The 23,244-nt window shown below is 58.3% G+C and carries 22 protein-coding genes, 1 tRNA gene and 1 pseudogene; 11 read left to right on the top strand and 13 right to left on the bottom strand.

The features are described from left to right. Positions 1 to 13: 13 nt before the first annotated feature. From ACF6ZU_RS17740 to ACF6ZU_RS17750, 3 genes are all read right to left on the bottom strand, one after another. Positions 14 to 517, bottom strand: coding sequence for an adenylate kinase (locus tag ACF6ZU_RS17740; protein ID WP_392885540.1), 504 nt, complete (start codon positions 515 to 517; stop codon positions 14 to 16). Between the two features lie 130 nt (positions 518 to 647). Further along, positions 648 to 2,570, bottom strand: coding sequence for an alkaline phosphatase D family protein (locus ACF6ZU_RS17745; protein WP_392885542.1), 1,923 nt, complete (start codon positions 2,568 to 2,570; stop codon positions 648 to 650). Positions 2,571 to 2,645: 75 nt separating this feature from the next. After that, on the bottom strand, positions 2,646 to 3,194 hold the full coding sequence (locus ACF6ZU_RS17750) for an NAD(P)H-dependent oxidoreductase (protein WP_392885544.1): 549 nt from the start codon (positions 3,192 to 3,194) through the stop codon (positions 2,646 to 2,648). A gap of 92 nt (positions 3,195 to 3,286) precedes the next feature. Between ACF6ZU_RS17750 and ACF6ZU_RS17755 the strand changes: the two genes are divergently transcribed. Further along, positions 3,287 to 4,186 carry a LysR substrate-binding domain-containing protein gene (locus ACF6ZU_RS17755; RefSeq protein ID WP_392885546.1) on the top strand — a complete coding sequence of 300 codons (900 nt, stop codon included), beginning with the start codon at positions 3,287 to 3,289 and terminating at the stop codon, positions 4,184 to 4,186. Here ACF6ZU_RS17755 and ACF6ZU_RS17760 read toward each other — a convergent pair. Together ACF6ZU_RS17760 and ACF6ZU_RS17765 are read right to left on the bottom strand one after the other, a co-directional pair. Then, positions 4,167 to 4,412 (bottom strand): annotated as a pseudogene (locus ACF6ZU_RS17760) (hypothetical protein); the annotation flags it as partial. The gene ACF6ZU_RS17755 and the pseudogene ACF6ZU_RS17760 sit on opposite strands and share 20 nt — an antisense overlap. Beyond that, the gene (locus ACF6ZU_RS17765) at positions 4,402 to 5,193 is read right to left on the bottom strand and encodes a VacJ family lipoprotein (RefSeq protein ID WP_392885547.1); all 792 of its coding nucleotides are present in this window, start codon (positions 5,191 to 5,193) and stop codon (positions 4,402 to 4,404) included. The pseudogene ACF6ZU_RS17760 and the gene ACF6ZU_RS17765, both read right to left, overlap by 11 nt. A gap of 166 nt (positions 5,194 to 5,359) precedes the next feature. Here ACF6ZU_RS17765 and ACF6ZU_RS17770 point away from each other — a divergent pair, with 166 nt between their 5' ends. The 4 genes from ACF6ZU_RS17770 to ACF6ZU_RS17785 all read left to right on the top strand — a co-directional run bounded on the left by ACF6ZU_RS17770 (position 5,360) and on the right by ACF6ZU_RS17785 (position 8,363). Next, a complete protein-coding gene (locus ACF6ZU_RS17770) occupies positions 5,360 to 6,070 on the top strand; it encodes a response regulator (protein WP_392885549.1) in 711 nt (236 codons plus the stop codon). Further along, the gene (locus ACF6ZU_RS17775) at positions 6,067 to 7,422 is read left to right on the top strand and encodes an ATP-binding protein (protein ID WP_392885550.1); all 1,356 of its coding nucleotides are present in this window, start codon (positions 6,067 to 6,069) and stop codon (positions 7,420 to 7,422) included. The genes ACF6ZU_RS17770 and ACF6ZU_RS17775 overlap by 4 nt, the downstream gene beginning before the upstream one ends. 54 nt (positions 7,423 to 7,476) lie before the next feature. Then, entirely contained in the window at positions 7,477 to 7,929 is a 453-nt protein-coding gene (locus ACF6ZU_RS17780; RefSeq protein ID WP_392885552.1) for a hypothetical protein, read from the top strand. Positions 7,930 to 8,021: 92 nt separating this feature from the next. Next, positions 8,022 to 8,363, top strand: a complete 342-nt coding sequence (locus ACF6ZU_RS17785) for a potassium channel family protein (protein WP_392885554.1) — start codon at positions 8,022 to 8,024, stop codon at positions 8,361 to 8,363. A gap of 144 nt (positions 8,364 to 8,507) precedes the next feature. On the opposite strand, the gene ACF6ZU_RS17790 is transcribed toward ACF6ZU_RS17785, so the two are convergent. From ACF6ZU_RS17790 to ACF6ZU_RS17805, 4 genes are read right to left on the bottom strand one after another with little or no spacing between them, the layout of a single operon-like run. Then, positions 8,508 to 8,729, bottom strand: a complete 222-nt coding sequence (locus ACF6ZU_RS17790) for a formate dehydrogenase subunit delta (RefSeq protein WP_392885555.1) — start codon at positions 8,727 to 8,729, stop codon at positions 8,508 to 8,510. Then, positions 8,726 to 11,608 (bottom strand): formate dehydrogenase subunit alpha, encoded by a 2,883-nt coding sequence (gene fdhF, locus ACF6ZU_RS17795; RefSeq protein ID WP_392885557.1) that lies wholly within the window; start codon positions 11,606 to 11,608, stop codon positions 8,726 to 8,728. The genes ACF6ZU_RS17790 and fdhF overlap by 4 nt, the downstream gene beginning before the upstream one ends. Beyond that, positions 11,605 to 13,167, bottom strand: a complete 1,563-nt coding sequence (locus ACF6ZU_RS17800; protein WP_392885559.1) for a formate dehydrogenase beta subunit — start codon at positions 13,165 to 13,167, stop codon at positions 11,605 to 11,607. Before ACF6ZU_RS17800 ends, fdhF begins: the two co-directional genes overlap by 4 nt. Then, positions 13,164 to 13,640 carry a formate dehydrogenase subunit gamma gene (locus ACF6ZU_RS17805; protein WP_392885561.1) on the bottom strand — a complete coding sequence of 159 codons (477 nt, stop codon included), beginning with the start codon at positions 13,638 to 13,640 and terminating at the stop codon, positions 13,164 to 13,166. The genes ACF6ZU_RS17800 and ACF6ZU_RS17805 overlap by 4 nt, the downstream gene beginning before the upstream one ends. Positions 13,641 to 13,934: 294 nt before the next feature. Between ACF6ZU_RS17805 and ACF6ZU_RS17810 the strand changes: the two genes are divergently transcribed. After that, positions 13,935 to 14,798 (top strand): hypothetical protein, encoded by an 864-nt coding sequence (locus ACF6ZU_RS17810; protein ID WP_392885562.1) that lies wholly within the window; start codon positions 13,935 to 13,937, stop codon positions 14,796 to 14,798. A gap of 36 nt (positions 14,799 to 14,834) precedes the next feature. Then, positions 14,835 to 15,203 (top strand): PH domain-containing protein, encoded by a 369-nt coding sequence (locus ACF6ZU_RS17815; RefSeq protein ID WP_392885563.1) that lies wholly within the window; start codon positions 14,835 to 14,837, stop codon positions 15,201 to 15,203. Positions 15,204 to 15,689: 486 nt separating this feature from the next. On the opposite strand, the gene ACF6ZU_RS17820 is transcribed toward ACF6ZU_RS17815, so the two are convergent. Both ACF6ZU_RS17820 and ACF6ZU_RS17825 read right to left on the bottom strand, forming a co-directional pair. After that, on the bottom strand, positions 15,690 to 15,914 hold the full coding sequence (locus ACF6ZU_RS17820) for a hypothetical protein (protein WP_392885564.1): 225 nt from the start codon (positions 15,912 to 15,914) through the stop codon (positions 15,690 to 15,692). 326 nt (positions 15,915 to 16,240) lie between these two features. Beyond that, the gene (locus ACF6ZU_RS17825) at positions 16,241 to 16,552 is read right to left on the bottom strand and encodes a DUF3077 domain-containing protein (protein WP_392885565.1); all 312 of its coding nucleotides are present in this window, start codon (positions 16,550 to 16,552) and stop codon (positions 16,241 to 16,243) included. 970 nt (positions 16,553 to 17,522) lie between these two features. Between ACF6ZU_RS17825 and ACF6ZU_RS17830 the strand changes: the two genes are divergently transcribed. Next, positions 17,523 to 18,707: a DUF262 domain-containing protein gene (locus ACF6ZU_RS17830; RefSeq protein WP_392885567.1), complete on the top strand. Its 1,185-nt coding sequence runs from the start codon at positions 17,523 to 17,525 to the stop codon at positions 18,705 to 18,707. After that, complete coding sequence (locus ACF6ZU_RS17835; protein ID WP_392885569.1) at positions 18,704 to 20,182, top strand: ATP-dependent endonuclease; 1,479 nt, start codon at positions 18,704 to 18,706, stop codon at positions 20,180 to 20,182. The genes ACF6ZU_RS17830 and ACF6ZU_RS17835 overlap by 4 nt, the downstream gene beginning before the upstream one ends. 188 nt (positions 20,183 to 20,370) lie before the next feature. Here ACF6ZU_RS17835 and ACF6ZU_RS17840 read toward each other — a convergent pair whose 3' ends face one another. Together ACF6ZU_RS17840 and ACF6ZU_RS17845 are read right to left on the bottom strand one after the other, a co-directional pair. Beyond that, positions 20,371 to 20,700, bottom strand: coding sequence for a hypothetical protein (locus ACF6ZU_RS17840; protein WP_392885571.1), 330 nt, complete (start codon positions 20,698 to 20,700; stop codon positions 20,371 to 20,373). A 139-nt stretch (positions 20,701 to 20,839) separates the two neighbouring features. Beyond that, positions 20,840 to 20,924: transfer RNA gene (locus ACF6ZU_RS17845), tRNA-Leu, on the bottom strand. A 107-nt stretch (positions 20,925 to 21,031) separates the two neighbouring features. Here ACF6ZU_RS17845 and queA point away from each other — a divergent pair. Together queA and tgt are read left to right on the top strand one after the other, a co-directional pair. Then, complete coding sequence (gene queA / locus ACF6ZU_RS17850; protein ID WP_392885573.1) at positions 21,032 to 22,081, top strand: tRNA preQ1(34) S-adenosylmethionine ribosyltransferase-isomerase QueA; 1,050 nt, start codon at positions 21,032 to 21,034, stop codon at positions 22,079 to 22,081. A gap of 14 nt (positions 22,082 to 22,095) precedes the next feature. Continuing rightward, positions 22,096 to 23,211, top strand: a complete 1,116-nt coding sequence (tgt, locus tag ACF6ZU_RS17855) for a tRNA guanosine(34) transglycosylase Tgt (RefSeq protein WP_162130630.1) — start codon at positions 22,096 to 22,098, stop codon at positions 23,209 to 23,211. Positions 23,212 to 23,244 lie beyond the last annotated feature (33 nt).

The raw sequence follows: 23,244 nt of genomic DNA on the forward strand, positions 1-23,244 counted from the left end.
GGCTGAACCGATCTTAAAAACGTGAGACAGGTGGGCGGGAATCAGCGAACTCGGTGATGTCCGTGCGGTTCATGAGTCGCAGTTTTGATCCATTGAACCCATTGAACAGCCGCCGATGCGCAGCCAACCCACTGCAATCTTCACGAGCACGATAACTGCCGGCCCATTCCAGCAAGGCGAGCACGTCCTGCTCATCCCGATTCGCCTCACGCCTACGAATATTGGCGACGCATTCCTCATCCTCAATACACAGCCAGATCAACGCCGTGGCCCTGTGGATAAGTTCGCTGACGATCCAGCCGTAGACACCTTCGATCACCCAGCGCTCTTCATCGGCTGCGATCCGCGCCATGCCCAGGGCTTCGGCGCGGGGATGGGGGATGCTGTGTTCGTCGGACAGCCAGTGGAGGGAGTCGAGATCGATCCGGGGTGTTTGCAGTTGCGCGGCCAAACGCTCGGCCAGCCAGCTTTTGCCGGAGCCGGAGTTGCCGATGATCAGGGTTCGAGTGAGGTCCATACCCAGTGGCCTGCATTAACCCCCTGTAGGAGCGAGCCTGCTCGCGATGCGGTGTGTCAGCCAATACAGATGGCGACTGACCCACCGCAATCGCGAGCAGGCTCGCTCCTACAGGGTTGGGGTTCTACCCTCAATTTTCGGTCTCAGGCGCCACCATCCGCGTCTTCGGCGAGCCATCCGAGTTGTGCTGATAAATCGCCTGCGGCTGTCCTTTTTCATTAAAGAACACCTGCCCGATCCCCGCCGAATTCCACAACCGTTCACCCGTCTCGGCGTGTTCCGGCACATGCGGCACGATGCGCATGCGTCGGCGTTTGGTCAGCCAGTTCAGGGGCGAACGCGGCGAGTAGAGCCAGCGGTTGAGCCGGTCGAACCACTCCAGCAGCGTCGGCGGAAATTCGTTCTTGATCCCGCTGCTGGTGATCTGCCAGATCCTCGGCCCAGCCTTGCGGTGTCGGATCAGCACCTCGTAGACGAAGGAATAATGCACATCACCTGACAGCACCACGTAGTTACCCGGTGTCCGCGAGTGTCGGAAAATGTTCAGGATCACCTGGGCCGCGCCGCGGTGGGCCATCCAGTTTTCCGCGTCCACCAACAGCGGATAACCGAACCAGCTGAACACCCGTTGCACGGTTTCGATCAGCTTCACGCCGAACACCGGCGCCGGCGAAACGATGATCGCCGACGGGTGATCGAGCAGTTCCTGTTGCAGCTCGGAGAGGGCTTCCCAGTCCAGCAGCCCCGAGGGTTGCTTGAGCGCCAGCTCACTGCGCCAGCGCCGGGTGCGGGTGTCGAGCACCACCATCGCCGGGCGGGTGGGCAGCACGTAATGCCATCGCTGAAATTTCAACAGTTCGTCAATCAGGTTGTCTTGCACCGGGCTATCGAGATACTGATCGTCCCCGGTCGAAATCAAACCGGTGGTTTTCTCCAGCAAAGCAACGAACGCATCCGGGTTGTTGCCCCAACCCTGGCACAACATATAAGCGATCAGCGCGTTGCCGATGATGCGCTTGGAGAACGGATGGCCGTAGGCCGTTTCCTCCCATTGCGCGGAAAGATTCCAGTCATCGGTAATATCGTGGTCGTCGAAGATCATCAGGCACGGCAAATGCGCGAAGGCCCGTGCGACACCGCCCAGGCCGGCCTTGAAACCATCGATGCGCGTCTGCTCCAGCGCATAACGCTCGCGCCGTTCGGGAATCAGTTTCGGCGGTTTAGGCGCGATCAGCGTCCAGGGCGTTGGCGACCACACCAGCAGGTACATGGCCATGACTTCAGCGAAGGTCACCAGGTGATTGTCGGCACTGCTGCTGGTGAAAATCGGCTTGCGCGCACCACCGAAAAACCGTTCGCGCAGGGTTTCGTTGCTTTGCAGCGCCGGCAGCAAGTCCGCGCGATGGTAATAACTGGCCGCGTGCTCGTAGAGTTTGGCGCTGTCGCTGACCACCGCGCCTTCGAGGTATTCGCCGAACAGCCCGAGGCGCTCGATCAAGGCATGGATGGCGCGCAGCATCGGCCCGGCGACATCGTCGGCGTACACCTGATCGCCGCTCATCATCAACAACGCCGGACGCTCAGTGGCTTCATGTTCCGAGGCCAGCAAGCGATCGACACAGAGCAAGCCGTCGGCGGCAGGGTGGTGCGGTTTGCGGCAGGAGCCATGCAGCAACTGGTCAATGCGCGAGCGCAACACGAAATTCGGGCAGCGTGCTTCGCCGTACAACAGGTGCGGCGCCCAGTCGGCGATGCCGGTCATTGCGTCATCAATCAACAGGTCGTATTCGATCAGCGTGTCGCAGGGCAGGGCGGTCTCCAGCGGCACATCGATCAAGTGAACGAAGGCATGGGTTCCGACGGGAATGATCGTGCATTGCCCAGTGTCGAGGCGGATGTCGCCGACATTTTGCAGACGCAACGTCAGCGACAACGGCCGCGTGCCCACGAGCCACAGCACCAGCCGTGAAGGCTCCAGCCGCCGCAACAGCGGCCCGACCAGAACCGGTGGCAGTGGGGAGCGATCGTCAGGCAATGGCAGTGATTCGGACATCCGGGTTCGAGACTCTTGGCGCGTAGGTCGGCGATGATAACGCAGGCCGGTCAACCCCGGCGAAGCACGGGTGAACTAAGCGTTGGTGCGCTGAAACTGCTCGATCCTGGCCCGATACTGCGCGGCGATGACATTCAACTCCGAGCCCGGCAGCTTGTTGGCCCGATACAGCAGAAACGGCTCGCTCCAGGCCCACTGGCAGCGATGCGCCGTCGCGCGCAACGGTTGCAGCAATTGCTCAAGGGGAAACAGGTTGGCGCCGGTTTCGCTGTAGGCCTCGGGCGTGTTGCCCGCCGTCGCCGCCAGCATCACCGGCAACCCCTCAAGCCTGGAACCCTGCGTTTCATAAGCCAGGTAATACATCTGCGTCAGCACACGGTCCTGCCAGTTTTTCAGCAGTGCGGGCGTCGAATACCACTGCACCGGAAATTGCAGCACCAAGCGTTTGGCCGACAGCAAGCGCTGCACCTCCACGGCGGTGTCGACTTCATCGGTCGGGTAAAGCCCATACAGATCGACGATGGTCACGCCCTCCACATCCCTGACGGCATCGAGCAAGGCGCGGTTGGCGTGGGAACTGCCCAGGTCCGGGTGAAAACTCAGGATCAGCGTGGTGTCGTTCATGGGATTACCCGGTTCAAGTGAAGGGAGCCACAGCGTGCCAGCCTGCGGTACATTGCTCCAATGGATGGTTTGTCTAATGAGGTATTGATTCAATGAATCTACGTTCGGTGGACCTCAACCTGTTGACCGTGCTCGATGCGTTGCTCGACGAGGCCCATGTTTCCCGCGCCGCCGAGCGCATCGGCCTGTCGCAACCGGCGGCGTCCAATGCGCTGGAGCGTTGCCGGCATCTGTTTCAGGATCGCCTGCTCGAACGCTTGCCGGGCGGCATGCAACTGACCCCCAAGGCCCAGGCCTTGCGTGGTCCGTTGAAGCAAATCCTCGGTTCAGTCAGCACCTTGGTTGGCGCCGCCAGCGCCGAGCTGAGCACCCTGCGCCAGACCGTGCGCATCGTTATGGCCGACTTCCCGGCGATCATCATTGCCCAGCCTTTGCACCAGCGCCTGGCGGAACTGGCGCCGGGCATCGACCTGGTGATCCAGCCCTGGCAGGGCGGTGAGGCGGCACAGGAAAGCCTCAGTCGCGGTCAAAGCGATCTGGCGATGTCGGTGTTCCCGTCCCTCGGGCCGGATTTCACCCGGCGCCTGCTGTTGCACGAACATTTCGTGGTGGCGATGCGCGCCGGGCATCCAGCCATCGCGGGGTTCGATCTCGCGCGCTGGCTGAGTTATCCACACGTGCTGGTGTCCGGTCGCGGCGCCACCTGGGGCCCACTCGACGAGCATTTGAAGGGCCAGGGGCTGGCGCGGCGGATCGGCATCGTCGTGCCGAGTTTTGTCATGGTCCCGGATCTGCTGCTGGGTTCGGACCTGATTGCGATGCTGCCCAGTCGGTGCCTGTCGATGCCGGTGGCCAAGGCGCTGCACACCGTGGCACCGCCGATTGAAGTGGAAGGGTTTGCGTTGCATCTGGCCTGGCATAAACGCCGCGACGAGGACGCGGCGGTGCAGTGCGTGGCGCGGGTGCTGGAGGAAGTGATCGCTGCTCAGTGACCTCCGTCTCGCCGTTGGCGACCAGCCAGCGAAACAGCTCGCTCACCGACACCGTGTGACTGCGCTCGATCCAGCGCACCAGCGCCGGGCCGTAGTGTTCGGTGTAGCGGCTGAGCACCAGTTGGCGACAGTCGGGCGACAGGCGCAGGGTGATTTCCCGGCAGTGCAGATTCGCCTCGCCGTCGAGGGTCACCCGCTGTTGCAGAATCAGGCTGTCAGAAACCATCGGCGGGTGCTCCCGTGCATTGCGCTTGAGTGGTGTTCGGCGAACCTTGCTTGCCCTCGATCACGAAACCGGCGCGATGCTCGGCCACCACGTTGCGCAGCGCGCTGTAGTAGTCCGGCAGTTTTTGCAGGCTGTCGGTCAGTGGCAGGAGTTCGGCACGGCCATCGACGACGCCGCCCACGGTGTTGATCGTTGAGAGGGTGTCCACGGTGTCGCTGTTATCGCCGAACGGATCGACCACGAAACTCAGCACCCGCCCGGCCGCATCACGACTGTTGGAGGTGCCGAGCAACGGCAGTTCAACAATCGGCCCGTTACCGATGCCCCACACGCCGAAGGTCTGGCCGAAGTCGGCTTTGTGCCGCGGAATGCCGGCCATGCCGGAAACATCGATCAACCCCGCCACGCCCACCGTGGTGTTCAGCACGAACCGGCCCAGTGTATTGGCCGAGCGCATCGGGTTGCCTTGCAGCAGGTCATTGATGAACACCTTGGGCTCGCCGAAGTTCGCCACGAAGTTATGCACACCCGTCTGGAAAAAATCCGGCGTGTGGCGATAGCCGCGGGCGACTGGCGCCAGGGCGTAGTCATCCACCACCCGGTTAAACGCGAAGACCCCGCGGTTGAACGGTTCCGCCGGGTCGTACACCGAATAGCTGATGTCGGCGCAGCTCACTTCGGCACTGGACGACGGCTGGCTGCTGCAGCCCGCCAACCCGGCGGCCAGCACGGCAATCGACGTATTGCGGGCCAGCCAGGGAGCACATTTGAAAGGCAACATGGACGCGAGTCTCGGGAGGAATTCGCGCTGATGCTGGGCCCCGGGCCTTGCGCAAAGATGTCCGGTTTATTGCGCCGCTGTCGTTTTATTGCAGGATTGAAATATATGACGCGCTGCCGTGAATGGTTTTAGATGACGGTTCCATTCGCCCCGTAAGTGACCTTCGGTGAACAGCCTTTTAATTGTCGACGACGACCTCGAAGTCCTCGACCTGTTGAAAAAATTCTTCGTCCAGCACGGCTACAACGTCGAGGTCGCCACCGACGGCGCGTCGCTGTGGGCGGCCATCGAGCGCCAGGCGCCGGACCTGATCATTCTCGACGTGATGCTGCCCGGCGACAGCGGGCTGATCCTGTGCCAGCAACTGCGCATCCGCCACGCGATCCCGGTGATCATGCTCACCGCCATGGGCGAGCTGAGTGATCGGGTGGTCGGCCTCGAACTCGGCGCCGACGATTACCTGACCAAACCCTTCGACGCCCGCGAACTGCTGGCCCGAGTGCGTGCCGTGTTGCGTCGGGTGGACGAGCGTCGGCCGCTGACGGAGGAACGCCCACGGCCGCTGATCGACTTCGCCGACTGGCACCTCGACGTCACCCGCCGGGAACTGCGTTCGCCCGACAACGTGATGATTCCGCTGTCCGCCGGTGAGTTCGATTTGCTGCTGGTCTTCGTCGAACACCCGCAGCGCATCCTCACCCGCGAGCAACTGCTGGACCTGGCGCGCGGGCATTGCCACGACGCGTTCGATCGCAGCATCGACGTGCAAGTCAGCCGCCTGCGACGCAAGCTCGAATCCGACACCAAGCGCCCGGCGATGATTCGCACCGTGCGCAACGGCGGCTACCTGTTCACCCCCAGCGTGACGCGGCGATGAGCTGGCTGAAGCGGATTCGCCGGGACACAGTGGCGCGCTGGATCGCGTTGACCATCATCCTCGCCATGCTGATTTCCCTGGCGCTCAACGGGTTGTTCATTCAACTCGCCGGCGTCTGGGCGCGGCCGCCGCTGACCGAAATCGGCCTGCTGGAAAAGGCCGCCGCCATCACCCGCGTCATCGAAGCCGCGCCGGCAACCTTGCGCAACCCGCTGGCGCAAGCGGCCAGCGAGAACGGCTTCACCGTCACTTGGCACCCGGACCGGCGCGACCTCACCCTGCCGGAAGCGGAAGACGCGAAGTCCGACATCGGCTCGCAGATCCTCCAGCCGATGCTCAAGGCCCCTGACCGGCGCATCGAAGCGTACGAGCCGGCCGACTGGATCGAGCACACCGAGGACGCGCATTACGCGCTGCTGATCGAGCTGGCGGATTCAACCTGGCTGATGTTCTCCGCGCCGTCGCGCAGTTGGGGCCTCGACGAAACGCCGCGCTACCTGATCGTCGTCCTGCTGGTGCTGATCTCCACCGCACTGGTCGCCCTGATCGCCACCCGCCGCCTCGCCACACCTTTGCAGCGTTTCGCCGAAGGTGCCCGACGTTTCGGCATCGATTTCCGCGCGCCGCCCATCGAACCCCTTGGCCCGCAGGAAATCCGTCAGGCGATCCTCGCTTTCAACGCCATGCAGGCCCAGTTGCAACACTTCATCCGCGACCGCACGCAAATGCTCGCCGCCATCTCCCACGACCTGCGCGCGCCGCTGACGCGAATGCGCTTGCGCGGCGAATTCATCGAAGACGCCGAGCAACAGCAGCGGTTGTTTCGGGATGTGGATGAAATGCAGGCGATGATCAATTCGGCGCTGGAATTCTTCCGGGATGACGCGCGGCTGGAACCGGCGACCCAGTTCGATCTGGCGGAACTGCTGCAAACCTTGCGGGACGATTACCGGGATCAGGGCGTCGAGATCGCCTTCAGCGGGCCGCAGCGGCTGGTGTATTGCGGGCGGCCGTTGGGGTTGAAGCGGGTGATGACCAATCTGCTGGATAACGCGATCAAGTACGGCAGCGAACCGGCGATTGAACTGATGCCTGAGGCGGGGGAAGTGCGGATCAAGGTGCTGGATCGCGGGCCGGGGATTGCGCAGGCCAGTCTTGAGCAAGTGTTTGTGCCGTTCTTTCGTCTGGAAGGCTCGCGCAACAAAAGCACCGGCGGCGTGGGGTTGGGGTTGTCGGCGGCGCGGGCGATTGTGTTGGAGCATGGCGGGGAGCTGAAACTGCGCAATCGGTCGCAAGGCGGGTTGGAAGCGTTGGTCGTTTTGCCAGTGCATCCGGGTTTCGGACTACAGTGAATGATCCATGCAGTTCGCGGGCGCCGGGAAGGCGCTGATCAGAGGAGAGGACCTATGAAGCGGATCATCCTGCCGGCACTGGCCACCATGATGTTGGTGCAATTCCCGGCTTATGCCATCAACGACAAGTACCGCAAACAGCTTGAACAGTCCGGTTGCACCCAGGTGAGCGAGACTCAGGGCTGTGATATCCACAAGAGCAAAGCGGAAAACGCCAAGGCCGGGTTCACCAACCCTGCAGCGGACAGCGCCGACACACAAACGCCTTACGCCGGGCAGTGGGTGGCCAAGAGCGATGCCGGCGCGACCGTTGCCACGATTCGTATCGATGCGAAGGAGCAAGTCTGGGTGGATGGCAAACGGGTCGACGCGAAGCGCACCGACGGCACGCTGCAGTTTCGCCAAGGCAAGCTCACCTTCACCATTCAGGGCGATCGGCGGTTGCAGAATGAGGATTACTGGACCGACAGCGATGCCGGGACCAAGGGGCCGATTCAGATCGAGTAGCCATTACATCCCGGGGGCGCGGCATCGATTTCCAATACTTGTGCCAAGCTGATGAGTGTCAATTCGCCTGCCGCCCTCAGGAAACCCACGACATGAAGCCTGCCAATACGTCGAACATCCGTCGAGAGTTCTACAAAGCTGTCGGCTACTACCTTCGAGTTGTCTGGCCCATCCTTTCCACCATGCTGATCGTCATCATCACGTGCGGCCTGATCATCAGCTACCTGGAAGGTTGGGATCCTTTCGACGGCATCTATTTCGGCTTCGTGACTGGCTTGACCATCGGCTATGGCGAACTGGTGCCGAAGTTGCCGCTGTCGCGGATATTGGCAATATTGCTCGGGTTCAACGGCGTGCTGCTCACGGCGATCTTCGCGGCGATCAGCGTGCGGGCGATTGAGATCGCGGTGCGGGTGAACGATGGGGATAAATAAGGCGGAACACTGCACACAACCCCTGTAGGAGCGAGCCTGCTCGCGATGCGGTGTGTCAGCCAATGATGATGGCGACCGACATACTGCAATCGCGAGCAGGCTCGCTCCCACAGGTTTTTTAGACCGCTTTCAGATCGGGTGAACTCACGCCTCCCAACCCGCGCCGCTGACCGCCTCTTGCGCCAACGGATGCAGATCCGCCCCGTGATGCTCCGTCTGCCACGTCAGCAATTCCTTGCGCATCCCCGGCGTCCAGTACATCTGCAGGTGATTACGCACACCGAGCACGGCTTGCTTCTGGTCCGGCTCGGTAGCGAAATACTGCGCGATCTGGTTGGCCATCTTGATCAGGTTGTCGGTGCTCATCGGCGCACCTCCGCTTTATCGCCACGGGCCTGACGGCGTTCCTTGAGCAGGCGGTGCTGTTCTTCGGTGAACTCCTGGAAGCGTTTTTGCCATTCCGAAGGGTGGTAGACACGGCTGACTTCCACGGCCGTGACCTTGTATTCCGGACAGTTGGTGGCCCAGTCGGAGTTGTCGGTGGTGATCACGTTGGCCCCGGATTCAGGGAAGTGGAACGTGGTGTACACCACGCCCGGCGCGACCCGTTCGGTCACCCGTGCACGCAGCACCGTCTGCCCGGCGCGGCTGCCGATACCGACCCAGTCACCTTCATTGATGCCACGGCTCTCGGCGTCGGTCGGGTGGATTTCCAGCCGGTCCTCGTCGTGCCACGCGACGTTCTCGGTGCGCCGGGTTTGCGCGCCGACGTTGTACTGGCTGAGGATGCGCCCGGTGGTCAGCAGCAGCGGATAACGGTTGTTGACCTTCTCCTCGGTGGGCACGTAGCCGGTGAGCATGAAGCGCCCTTTGCCGCGCACGAATTGCTCGATGTGCATGGTCGGCGTGCCGTCCGGCGCGGCGGCGTTGCACGGCCATTGCAGGCTGCCGTGGCGCTCCAGTTCGGCGTAGCTGACGTTGGTGAAGGTCGGCGTCAGGCTGGCGATTTCATCCATGATTTCCGATGGGTGTTTGTAGTTCATCGGGTAACCCAGCGCGTTGGCCAGGGCCACCGTGCCTTCCCAGTCGGCCTTGCCGCCCAACGGGTCCATCACTTTGCGAACTCGCGAAATACGGCGCTCGGCGTTGGTGAACGTGCCGTCCTTCTCCAGGAACGAAGCACCCGGCAGGAACACATGGGCGAACTTGGCGGTTTCGTTGAGGAAGATGTCCTGCACCACCACGCATTCCATGGCCGACAGGGCTGCGGTGACGTGCTGGGTATTCGGGTCGCTCTGGGCAATGTCCTCGCCCTGGCAATACAGGCCCTTGAAACTGCCGGCCAGCGCCGACTCGAACATGTTCGGAATGCGCAGGCCCGGATCGGGTTGCAGGGTGACATTCCACGCCTGTTCGAACTGCGTGCGCACCACTTCGTTGGAGATGTGCCGGTAGCCGGGCAACTCGTGGGGGAAGGAACCCATGTCGCAGGAACCCTGCACGTTGTTCTGCCCCCGCAGCGGGTTCACGCCCACGCCTTCGCGGCCGATGTTGCCGGTGGCCATGGCGAGGTTGGCGATGCCCATCACTGCCGTACTGCCTTGGCTGTGCTCGGTAACGCCCAGACCGTAATAGATCGCGGCGTTGCCACCCTTGGCAAACAACCGCGCGGCGGCGCGGATGTCGGCAGGGGCTACGCCGCAGACCGATCCAAGGGCTTCCGGCGAGTTTTCGGCGCGGCTGACGAACTCGCTCCAACGGGCGAAATCGCTGCCCTCGCAACGGGCGTCGATAAAGGCCTGGTCTTGTAGGCCTTCGGTGATGATCACGTGGGCCAGCGCGTTGAGCATGGCGACGTTGGTGCCGGGGCGCAGGGCCAAGTGATACTCGGCGCGGGCGTGCACCGAATCCACCAGATCGATACGTCGTGGGTCGATAACGATCAGCCGCGCGCCTTCACGCAAACGACGTTTGAGCTGCGAAGCGAACACCGGGTGCGCATCGCTGGGGTTGGCGCCCATCACCAGAATCACGTCGGCCTTCATCACCGAATCGAAACTCTGGGTACCGGCGGACTCGCCCAGGGTTTGTTTCAAACCATACCCGGTCGGCGAGTGGCAAACCCGCGCGCAGGTGTCGACGTTGTTGTTGCCGAACGCCGCGCGCACCAGTTTCTGGACGAGGTAGGTTTCTTCGTTGGTGCAGCGGCTGGAGGTGATGCCGCCGATGGAGTCGCGGCCATATTTCTGCTGCAAGCGACGGAATTCGCTGGCGGCGTAAGTCACCGCTTCATCCCAGCTGACTTCCTGCCACGGGTCGCTGATGTGCTTGCGGATCATCGGTTTGGTGATGCGATCCGGGTGCGTCGCGTAACCCCAGGCAAAGCGCCCTTTGACGCAGGAATGGCCGTGGTTGGCCTGACCGTTCTTGTCCGGAACCATGCGTACCAGTTGGTCGCCTTTCATCTCGGCGCGGAACGAGCAACCGACGCCGCAATAGGCGCACGTGGTGATCACGCTGCGCTCTGGCTGACCCAATTCGACCACACTTTTTTCCATCAGCGTCGCGGTCGGGCAGGCCTGCACACAGGCGCCGCAGGACACGCATTCCGAGTCGAGGAAGTTCTCGCCACCGGCCGCCGAAACCCGGGATTCAAAGCCGCGCCCGGTGATGGTCAGGGCAAACGTCCCCTGGGTTTCTTCGCAGGCCCGCACGCAGCGGTTGCAGACGATGCACTTGCTCGGGTCGTAATCGAAATAAGGGTTGGAGGTGTCTTTCACATCCTCCAGATGGTTCTCGCCTTCATAGCCGTAACGCACTTCGCGCAGGCCAACCTGGCCAGCAACGGTTTGCAGTTCGCAGTTGCCGTTGGCCGAGCAGGTCAGGCAGTCCAGCGGGTGATCGGAAATGTACAGCTCCATGACATTGCGGCGCAGCGTGGCCAGCTTCGGTGTCTGCGTGTGCACAGTCATGCCTTCCGTGACCGGCGTGGTGCACGACGCCGGATAGCCGCGCATGCCGTCGATCTCCACCAGGCACATGCGGCAGGAGCCGAAGGCTTCCAGGCTGTCGGTGGCGCAGAGTTTCGGAATGGTGGTGCCCATCAGCGCAGCAGCGCGCATCACCGAAGTGCCTTCCGGCACGCTGATGCTGCGGCCGTCGATGTTCAGGGTGACTTGCACCTGGCTTTCCCGGGCCGGGGTGCCCAGGTCGATATCGGTTTTCGGGTCGAAGAGAGTAATCATTGCTCGGCCTCCGAAGGCTGCAGACCGAAGTCGGCGGGGAAATACTTGAGGGCGCTGGTGACCGGGAAGGGCGCCATGCCGCCCAAGGCGCACAGCGAGCCAAATTGCATGGTGTCGCACAGGTCTTTGAGGATGATCGCTTGCGCATCGCGATCGCCTTGGCCCGGTGCGGCCAGCATCCGGTCGATGACCTCCACGCCCCGGGTCGAGCCGATGCGGCAAGGCGTGCATTTGCCACAGGATTCCTCGGCGCAGAACTGCATGGCGAAACGGGCCATTTGCGCCATGTCCAACGTGTCGTCAGCCACCACCACACCGCCGTGACCGACCATCGCGCCGATGCCAGCGAACGCCTCGTAATCCAGCGGTGTATCGAATTGCGACGGCGGCACCCAGGTGCCGAGCGGGCCGCCGACCTGCGCGGCTTTCAACGGCCGACCACTGGCAGTGCCGCCGCCGTAGCCTTCCACCAGTTCCCGCAACGTCAGGCCAAACGCCCGTTCCACCAGACCACCGTGACGAACATTGCCCGCCAACTGGAAAGGCATGGTGCCCATTGAACGGCCAACCCCGTAGTCACGATAAAACTGCGCACCTTTCGCCAGGATCAGCGGCACCGAAGCCAAGGTCACCACGTTATGCACCAGCGTCGGCAGGCCGAACAGCCCCTGCAACGCGGGGATCGGCGGCTTGGCGCGGACGATCCCGCGCTTGCCTTCGAGCGAGTCCAGCAGCGCCGTTTCCTCACCGCAGATATAGGCGCCGGCACCGACCCGCACTTCCATATCGAACGCCAGGCCACTGCCGCCGACATCGTCGCCCAGGTAACCGGCGGACCGCGCGATGTTCAGCGCCTGACGCAGCTTGGCCACGGCGTCCGGGTATTCCGAACGCACATAGATGTAGCCGTAAGTGGCGCCGACGCAAAGGCCGGCAATCACCATGCCTTCGATCAGCAGGAAAGGGTCGCCTTCCATCAACATACGGTCGGCGAAGGTGCCGGAATCGCCTTCGTCGGCGTTGCACACAATGTACTTCTGCGCCGCCTGAGTACCGCGCACCGTGCGCCATTTGATCCCGGCGGGGAACGCCGCGCCGCCACGGCCACGCAGGCCTGAATCGAACACCGCTGTTGCGGTTTCTTCACCGCCAATGGCGATAGAGCGGGTCAAACCTTCAAAACCGCCATGCGCCCGGTAATCGTCCAGCGACAACGGCCGGGTAATGCCGGCGCGGGCAAACAGCAGGCGTTGCTGCGTTTTCAAATAGGGGATTTCTTCCACAAGCCCCAAGGCCAGTGGATGACTGGCAGGGTCACCTTGCAAGGCATCAAGCACCGACGGCACATCGTCCGCCGTCAACGGGCCAAAACCGATCCGGCCTTGCGGGCTGTCCACTTCCAGCAGCGGTTCCAGCCAGTACAGACCGCGCGAACTGGTGCGCTGCAACTCCAGCGGCACATCGCGTTCCTGAGCCACCGAAATCAGCGCCACCGCCACTTCATCGGCACCCACGGCACGGGCCAGGGAATCACTGGGCAAATAGAGCGCCGGCATCATGCGTCCTCCCGGCAAGCGTCGAGCAAGGCATCGAGACGCTCGGCACTGAGCCGCGCATGCACCCGACCGTCCAGCTCCAGGGCCGGCGAACAAGCGCAGGCGCCAAGGCAATAAACGGGGCGCAAACTGATGCTGCCATCGGCGCTGCTGCCGTGATCGTCCAGTTGCAGACGCTCGCGCAACTGCGCAGCCAAGTCCTCGGCACCACGGCTCTTGCACGACTCGGCGCGGCACAAACGCAGAATGTGGCGGGCCGGCGGCGCGGTACGGAAGTCATGGTAAAAACTGATCACCCCACGAATCTCGGCCTGACTCTGATTGAGGGCGTGGGCAATCTCGGGGACGGCCACATCGGGGATGTAACCGATGCGTTCCTGAATATCATGAAGAATGGGCAACAGCGCACCGGCGGAGCCCTTGTGGCGCTCCAGCAGACTGTTGACCAAAGGCAGGTGCAACATCTCATCAGGCATACAGCAATCCTCACGGTCACGGACAAACCAGGCGGTCGTCGTTCGTCCGAAAGTGTCGGCTGCGGCACTCACACCACGTCACGGTATCGTGGCATTTTCAGGCCGGTGGCCAGGGCACCCTGAATGGGCATCTTGTTGTGCCCGGCACGGTCTTCGCCGCACCTCAATAAGGGCATAAAAGGCAGATTGCCACGCGGCTGTTGAATTGACTGCACCAATGCGACGTGTTCGGTTCTATCCACGACCTCTTATTGAGTCTAGAAGAATGTGGCCAGCGTGGAGGTTTCAGGATGCATGCACAGCGGATCGCCGCAGGAAATATCGGCTTTCCCCTTCGCCGCCAGTGGACGGCAGGGCGGCAAAACAGTAGCGTTGCGCCACTTTCATCAACTTTGTAACGGACTACACATGGCCACTGTCGCTCGAGTCTCGCGCGTGTTCTGCGCAATCACTTTCGCCGTCGTGATGACCCCGGCGCTCGCCGGCCTGTCGAGTGAAACCCCGACATACGCCTGGGACGGCTACATTTCCGATTGCCAGAAATTTATGCAGGTGGTGGCCGAGGTGCAGGCCGGGCGCCAGACGCCCAAAGAAGCTAATCCCGCTATCAAGGCGCGTCTGAGTACCCTTGAGTTCCATCGCTACTACCTATCCCCGTCAAGCCTTGGCTCCCCCGAATACGCTCGTTGTGAGAGCGGCGTTCCCATAGCGGAAGAGATCGTGCACAAGGGCGAAATTGAACTCAGCAAAGACGTGGACGAGTATCTCGCGCAAGCCCAGATCAAACACCAGGCCTCCCCGGCATACAAGCGTGCTCGCTCTCTGGGCTTCATCGACGTCGGCGAAATCGGGGAACTCGACCAGCACGCCGAAGCGGATGGTGAAGAGAACCTGAAGAGGTTGATGATCAGAGTCGATTCGGGTTGCGGCGAAAATTTCCGCGCCTCTAAATACGTCAAACCTTACGTGATCTACACCGTGGGTCCTGCGGATGGCAACTGCGTCAAAAACCGCAACGTCGCGGTGCTGGGTGGCAAAGTCGCGCAGTGGGGTGAATACATTGATGACGAAGTGGTTTATCAGTACGTGGGATGGAAGACACTGCCTGGACAGGATGGATTCCCCGTCAACATTCGAGTCGTGAAAGTGGTGAAGTAACCCGCAGGGATTTTTCTTTGAACGGAGGATGGGCAGATGATCGACTTCAACAACAAAGGCTTCTTCAAACTCAAGCAAAACGAAGAATACGCAGAACGCGTCAGTGCACTGCTGCTGGAAGGCGAGCACGTCATCGACTCGTACAAATCCATGCGCGACGGCGTCGTCTTCACCAACAAACGCATCATCGCCGTCAACGTCCAGGGCATCACCGGCAGCAAAAAAGACTTCACTTCACTGCCGTATAAAAACATCGTCGCGTACTCGGTGGAAACCTCCGGCACGTTCGATTTGGATTCGGAACTGGAGATCTACTTCTCGTCGCTGGGCAAAGTGAAATTCGAATTCACCGGCCGGACGTCGATGGTGGAAATATCGAGGCTGATTTCCCAGCACGTGCTCTGACCCGCGCACCCAAAGGCCCCGAAACCCCGGGGACAACAAAGATCTTCAGCCACCGGAAATCTCTGTGGGAGCGGGCTTGCCCGCGAAAGCGCCAGCCCAACCACCACTAAAACCTGCACTGAATCACAATCCCTGTAGGAGCGAGCCTGCTCGCGAAAAACTCAAACGCACCACCAATCCCGCTGAATGGCCGCCATCTTCGCGAGCAAGCTCACCAGAAGCCGGCATCCAAGGATGATCCCTACCTCTATCTCGGAATGGCCTGACACCAATCCGCAGCGTCCTGTTTTACCCTGCTCATTGGCGAGCCGTCGCCTGCACTTCAATCGCGCCCGATCCTCTGGTGCTGGCTTAGTCCGGTATTACGTTCGGGCCTTCTTGTTTCTGAACGGTGGAACTGTCGACCCTAGATCCTCCAAAGCCATGCCCAGTGGTCCCCAGTTCATTTACTGGAAACCCTGCAGATCTCTCGACGCCTGGCAAATATCACGCATTACAGGTGAGAAAAAGCTCCAGATTCTTGGGCAGCTCTAGCGAACAAAGCTGCTCTATTGCGGTAACTTGCTCCAAGGTAAGCCGATAGTCGTATACGAAATCGTCGTCCTTTTCCCATCCCATAATGAGCTTAAGGTCCTCGACGGAGACCGGGATCTCCTTCTCGTATGAAGCGAAATCCTCACCTTCGGGAACGCCCATAATCACGTGTTTCATGGCTCTACCTTCCTGGTTGGGTCTGCTGGTTGGTTCCGAATTCCAGTGTCATGGTCACGCTCAGCATTCGCGCCAAGCAGAGAATCAAACACCTCCATACCGAGCCCCACTTTCCACCACCACACCAATCCCTGTGGGAGCGGGCTTGCCCGCGAAAGCGCCAGTCCAACCACCACAAAACTCAGCACCGAATCACAACTCCTGTAGGAGCGAGCCTGCTCGCGAAAAACTTAAGCCAATCACGATTACCGCTGAATGACCGCCATCTTCGCGAGCAAGTACGCTGCCAAGCCCCCTACGCGAGGCAGACGGAGGCCGTCGAACGGCTACCCCTCAGCCATCCCCTCCGCCCGCTTATTCGCCAACTCATTATCCCTATCCCGCGTCACCGCCTTCGCCACATCATCCACCACCGCCTTACTCATCGCCGTCAAATAATGCGCAGCCCAGGCGTGGTAATCCGAGTCCTTGGCATAAGCCGCATCCTTGGTCAGCGCCTTGGCGATAAACAGAAAATCAGAAGCCATGGCCAACGCATCGCCGACGGGCACGTTACGCGTGACATGGAACAGCGCTTGATCGCCACAGTAGATGGCGGGGGTGAGGCCGATGGTTGTGAGTTCGGGTTGAGTGGTCATTGGCCACCTCCGAGGATGGAGAGGCAATGGGGGAGGGCGTTACGCGATTGGGAATTGCGTTGAGGGGAAGCCCAAATTTCAAACGGATTGATACTGCGCATTATCCAACTCCTTGATATGAGGAGCTGCCACGTTCGTTTCCACACGAATGGGTGACAGCTGTGCGCAGGGTGGAAAACCGGGAATCAAGGAAACCGGCACGCCCGAAGACGTCCCACGCACAGCCGCCATAACTCACGCCGCAGGCATAAAAAAAGCGCCGGCAGACGTGATGGGGGCGCTGTTGCGCCTTGAATTACACGGGTTTCCACACCCGGTCGCTGAATTGGCAGGGACGGTGGGAGGTTATCTTGCAGACTCGGTTCCTGCAACCTTCGAAAGCTTCGGCATCAAACCAATTCGCCCGTAATTGACGGAGCTGATCGTGTGTACATAGAAGTACGATCTTCAGAAACGGCGCGGGTACGGGTATCTGGGCGGTCTCCTGAGCTGCGTGGTTAAAAGTGCGATTACCTTAAAATTTTGTCTAATGGCCACTGGCTTGTACTTGCACGTGTAACGAGTGATGATTGACTTGCCAAACACACACACACGTTCGTCAAAGGAATGCTTGATGCCCCAAGGATCGAAGTCGACAACATTCACGATGGTCTCAACGGTACTGAACGAATATTCAGATGACGAGGGGGGCTCGACTTTTGATCGGCAACAGAACTTGACAGATGCCGACACACTACTTTGTCGGGTTTTTTCTCCGACACAACCCTTGATATTAGAAGCCGAAGCAGATCTAAAACTTATGGCGATCAGCAATGCATTTTCCATGGATATCTAATCTGTTGGCAATTTTTATATGGCTCGGCAATAAAAACCTATGTGTGCCAATTGATTTTAAAGAATTGGTGAATGGATTCTGAATGTAGATCGGTTTACCTCTAAAATAATCTTATTAGTATTAAGGATATAAAAAATGCACTTAACTCCATCTGATCCTGATATTGCTACACTCTACAGAAAGATACGTGGCGATCGCTTGGATCTACAACCAAATTTTCAGCGGGGAGAAGTTTGGGGTAAAGGTAAGAAACAACGGCTCGTAGATAGTGTGCTGCGTGGTTGGCATATTCCACCTATTCACGTTATTCAGGTTCCAAGTAGCGAGAAGCAAGAGGTCTTAGATGGACAGCAAAGGTTAGCTGCAATTCGAGACTTTATAGAAGGTCATTTTCCTATAAATGGCGAACAAGAGCCTTTGGAAAAATATATACAGGCTCTTGATGGAATGTATTGGAGTGATTTGTCGGCAGAAATGCGGGGAAAGTTTGAAGATTTCACAATCAGAGTGTTGACCATATCTGACTATAAGCCTCGTGAACCAGGTGAGTTGTTCTATAGGTTGAATCAGCCGACGAATTTAACTTCTGCCGAACAGCGAAATGCCTATTTCGGAGAAGCTAGGCAGCAAGTTAAATCTCTTACTGAATATATGGAGGAGGTAGGTTTTACTCGTGAGCTTATGGGATTTTCTAACTCTCGTATGGCATACGATGATGTACTTGCGAAATTCCTTCTAACATTAGAAGGGGCGACTTTAACAAAAAAGGTTACTGCAAATACAGTGACCGGCAGATATCGAGAGTCAACTGGATTTTCAAAAGAACTGACCGACATGTCGAAGAGTTGTCTGGATGTTCTGTATGAGTGTTTGAATCGTCGGGAGTATGCGAGCAAGCTGAATAAGGCTACAATTTCCTCGTGGCTTATTTTTATTTATAAGGCCATCGATTTGGAGTTGGATCTCGAAGAGGTGTACGAGTTTTTTGATAACTTTGAGAACGTCAGGGAAGATCATGAGATTGTGATTGTTCCGAAGTTTATACCTAGTGGTATAACTCAGGCGTTTTTAGTTAAGACTTTTCAAGTGTACCAAGATCGGGCGAGTTCTAGAGTTGCGGATACGAGCTCTGTTATTTTGCGGGACTTGATTCTTTGGGGTATGTACTCCCTGTACTTTCCAGACGGCGTCGAGGAGTATGTGTCCTACGGGGATGTTAACTCGATATTCCATTATTTAAGCTCTCAAAAAAATGTTGTATACAACGAAGCTTCCTTAGCCAAGGTCAGTAGAGACCTGAACTGGGGGGATATAATATGAGCGGCTTAAAGGAAGCGAAGGTTAATGATTACTGGAGGGACTTTGTTCGTAGAAAGTATCCTGTGAAGCTTGAAAAATTGAAATTTACCTCGCATGAGGTTTTGAGCGATTTGGAGATCGCGCTGAATGATGGAGTGAATGTTTTTATAGGGAGAAATGGTGTAGGTAAAAGCAATTTAATGAGGCTCGCTTACAATTGTTTGATTGAGGAGTCAAGTAACCGGGCGCCATTCAAGACACCTATACTAGAGAAGGCTAAGCTTAAGATTAACTTGGCGATCAATGGTGTGGGCTATGAAAGATTTTTGAATTATGACGATGCGGATAAGGACCAAATTGTACCGGCCCCGGCAGCAATGGAATTGGCGTCTTTTATGTTTGATCCTTGCACGCTGATCCCGCTGTTTCAGGAGATGTTGCTGCAGCAAACAAATATCGCAGAGTTAATCGAGCAACATGGCGAGAATCTGGCGACTGAAGAAGAGCTGAGTGTAATAAATTACCTGACTGGTAATGAGTACAGTCGTGTCTGGATGACTACAGTGGAGGGGGAGTTTGATAATTATCCGGCATTTCCATTTTTCCGGGTCGAGTTAGGTGGAGTTGTTTATGATAGCTCCGGTATGGGTATGGGGGAGTTGTCATTATTTTACTTTTGGTGGTTGGTTAACTACATGGAGCACGCTGAAGGGAATAAGGTTCTTTTTATTGAAGAGCCGGAGAGTTTTTTGCCTCCAGCAAGTCAAGATAGATTGGCAAATGTTTTAGCTAAAACTGTTGCTGGTTCCGGAATTACATTGATGTTGTCTACCCATTCAGAACATATCCTAAAGAGAGTTCCATCTAGTTTTATGCATTTGATTATTAGGACGGATAATGGGATTCAGAATTTTTCTGCTGCCGGTGGCATGGCCTCCCATCTTGAGAGTTTAGGGTTGATTCCACCAAAAATAGGTATGCTGTTTTTAGAGGATGTTGGGGGGATTATCTTTGCGAAAGCGTTATTTAATAACTCCAGTGATTTTTCTATCGACAGCTTCTATTATCATAAGTCGGGTTCGGAAGGGCATGTTTCTATTGATTTGAGTAGATTGGCTTTTCCTCATAAGGGTTTTAAGTTTGCCGGGTTGTACGATGGTGATTGTCGAGAGAGTAAATCAATCTTAGGGAAGGGGGGGGATTATTTTTTTCTGCCTACTAGTCTCGCTCCAGATGAAATTATGATGGCGTATTTTAAGTCAAAGCCAGCAAGTTTTTTGGCCTCCAAGCTTATGGTTTCTGAATTGAAAGTTAGTCAGGCAAAGGCCGCTGCTGCAGGTTCGGATTTCCATGATTACTTTCATAATGTGGGCCGAGTGTTTGGGTGGGATTTTAATAGGGTGTTTTCTGTTGTATGTGAAATGTGGATTGATGAGCATCCAGAAGAACTCGATAAATTCTTGAATGGGGCTAAGGTTGCTATCTATGGTAAGTAAACGTTTTAAAGAAAAGGTGACAGGTTTATTTTTTATTGTGGTTAGGTGATCCAATCGAAGCCTATGTTGATGTCCAATCGAAGGAGTTGGCGTCAAGGCCAATTGCAACGCATCGTGTCCCGGGATGCATTCCCACGCGGAGCGTGGGAACGATCACAGTGTTGAAGCGTCGCGGGTCACGTCATCAATCACAGAATGTCTTTCAGATAATCCTTAAGCGCGATGAGCGGGGCATCAAGCTGCTCCATCGTCTGAATCCCGGCAAACTCAGTCGACAATCTCCGCAGTTCCCGCCCCAACGGCTTATCCACACCACCGATGGCTTGCAGCGCCAACCCCACACACTCATCCACCTTTAACTGAATCGTCACGACATCCTCGCGACGCACCAACAACCCAAATACCTCCCGCTCATAATCACTCATGACCGGATCATCCCGCAGAATCGGACTCGACCCCTCCGTCTCATAAGCCAGCTTGAGACAGAACAGAGCAACAGTTTCCAGCAGCAGTTCCATGGGATGAATCCTTGAGAATGTCGTGCCAACCGAGGACGAAAAAAGCCAAAAGCATCGCCAGCAAGCAGGTCGGTGGGGTGTCAGTCACTTTATCGCAGGCGAAAAAAAAGGCCTTGCAAAGCAAGACCTTTCTTAATTTTGGTGCCCCGAGGGAGACTCGAACTCCCACTCCTTTCGAAAACGGATTTTGAATCCGCCGCGTCTACCAATTCCGCCATCAGGGCTCAATGGCGGCGAAGTATAGAGATGAGATAACCGTCGGTCAATCAGGTACATGGAGAATTTTCACTATTTCCGCTAGACTTCCGGGCCCTGCTAGACGAACCCCATCATGCGCGTTGCTGACTTTACTTTCGAACTCCCTGATTCGCTGATTGCTCGCCACCCTTTGGCCGAGCGTCGCAACAGTCGCCTGTTGACCCTTGATGGGGTCAGCGGCGCCCTGGCACACCGTCAATTCACTGATTTGCTTGAGCATTTGCGCCCGGGCGATTTGATGGTGTTCAACAATACCCGGGTGATTCCGGCGCGACTGTTTGGCCAGAAGGCTTCCGGCGGCAAGCTGGAAATCCTGGTGGAGCGGGTGCTCGACAGTCATCGCGTGCTGGCCCATGTGCGGTCCAGCAAGTCGCCGAAGCCGGGTTCGAAGATCCTGATCGATGGCGGTGGCGAAGCCGAAATGCTCGCTCGTCACGATGCGTTGTTCGAGCTGGGGTTCGCCGAAGAGGTGTTGCCGCTGCTCGACCGCGTCGGGCACATGCCGTTGCCTCCTTATATAGACCGCCCGGATGAAGGCTCGGACCGCGAGCGTTATCAGACGGTGTACGCCCAGCGTCTGGGCGCGGTGGCGGCGCCGACGGCGGGGCTGCATTTCGATCAGCCGCTGATGGACGCGATTGCGGCCAAGGGCGTCGAGACGGCGTTCGTGACCTTGCACGTTGGCGCGGGTACGTTCCAGCCGGTGCGGGTCGAGAAGATCGAAGACCATCACATGCACACTGAATGGCTGGAAGTCGGCCAGGATGTGGTCGATGCCGTGGCGGCGTGCCGCGCTCGCGGCGGGCGTGTGGTGGCGGTGGGGACCACCAGCGTGCGTTCGCTGGAAAGTGCCGCGCGCGATGGCGTGCTCAAGCCGTTCAGTGGCGACACCGACATCTTTATCTACCCGGGCCGGCCGTTTCATGTGGTCGATGCCCTGGTCACCAACTTCCATTTGCCCGAATCCACGCTGTTGATGCTGGTTTCGGCGTTCGCCGGTTATCCCGAAGCGATGGCCGCTTATAAAGCCGCGGTCGAGAACGAATACCGCTTTTTCAGCTACGGTGATGCGATGTTTATCACCCGTAACCCCGCACCACGTGGCCCTGAGGACAAAGAATGAGTCGCCAAAGTCGTATGTCGTTTGAGTTGCTTGCTACTGACGGCAAGGCTCGTCGCGGTCGTTTGACCTTCCCGCGCGGTACCGTCGAGACCCCGGCCTTCATGCCGGTCGGCACTTACGGCACCGTGAAGGGCATGCTGCCGCGGGACATCACCGCGACCGGCGCGGAGATCATTCTGGGCAACACCTTCCACTTGTGGCTGCGTCCTGGCACCGAAGTGATCAAGAAGCACGGCGACCTGCACGATTTCATGCAGTGGAAAGGCCCGATTCTGACCGACTCCGGCGGTTTCCAGGTGTTCAGCCTGGGCGCGATGCGCAAGATCAAGGAGGAGGGCGTGACCTTCGCCTCGCCAGTCGATGGCGCCAAGGTGTTCATGGGGCCGGAAGAGTCGATGCAGGTCCAGCGCGACCTGGGCTCGGACATCGTGATGATTTTCGACGAATGCACGCCGTACCCGGCTGACGAAGACGTCGCGCGGGTGTCGATGGAGCTGTCGTTGCGCTGGGCCCAGCGTTCGAAGAATGCCCATGGCGACAACACGGCGGCGCTGTTCGGTATCGTTCAGGGCGGCATGCACCAGGATCTGCGCATGCGTTCGCTGGAAGGCCTCGACAAGATCGGCTTCGATGGCCTGGCCATTGGCGGTCTGTCGGTGGGCGAGCCGAAGCACGAGATGATCAAGGTGCTGGATTATCTGCCGGGCCAGATGCCGGCTGACAAACCTCGTTACCTTATGGGCGTTGGCAAACCGGAAGATCTGGTTGAGGGTGTGCGCCGCGGTGTGGACATGTTCGATTGCGTGATGCCAACCCGTAATGCCCGCAATGGGCATCTGTTCATCGATACCGGCGTGCTGAAGATCCGTAACGCGTTCCATCGCCATGATGATTCGCCGCTCGATCCGACCTGCGATTGCTATACCTGCCAGAACTTCTCCCGCGCTTATCTGCATCACCTGGACAAGTGCGGCGAAATGCTGGGAAGCATGCTCAATACCATCCATAACTTGCGTCATTATCAAGTGCTTATGGCTGGTTTGCGCGAGGCTATTCAACAGGGTACATTGGCCGCCTTTGTCGATGCCTTCTACGCCAAACGCGGGTTACCTGTTCCGCCTTTGGACTGAGTTTTCTGACCCCAAGATTCAACATTTGCAACT

Origin of the sequence: Pseudomonas migulae, from assembly GCF_043225285.1 — a bacterium.
GTDB classification, from domain to species: domain Bacteria; phylum Pseudomonadota; class Gammaproteobacteria; order Pseudomonadales; family Pseudomonadaceae; genus Aquipseudomonas; species Aquipseudomonas migulae_C.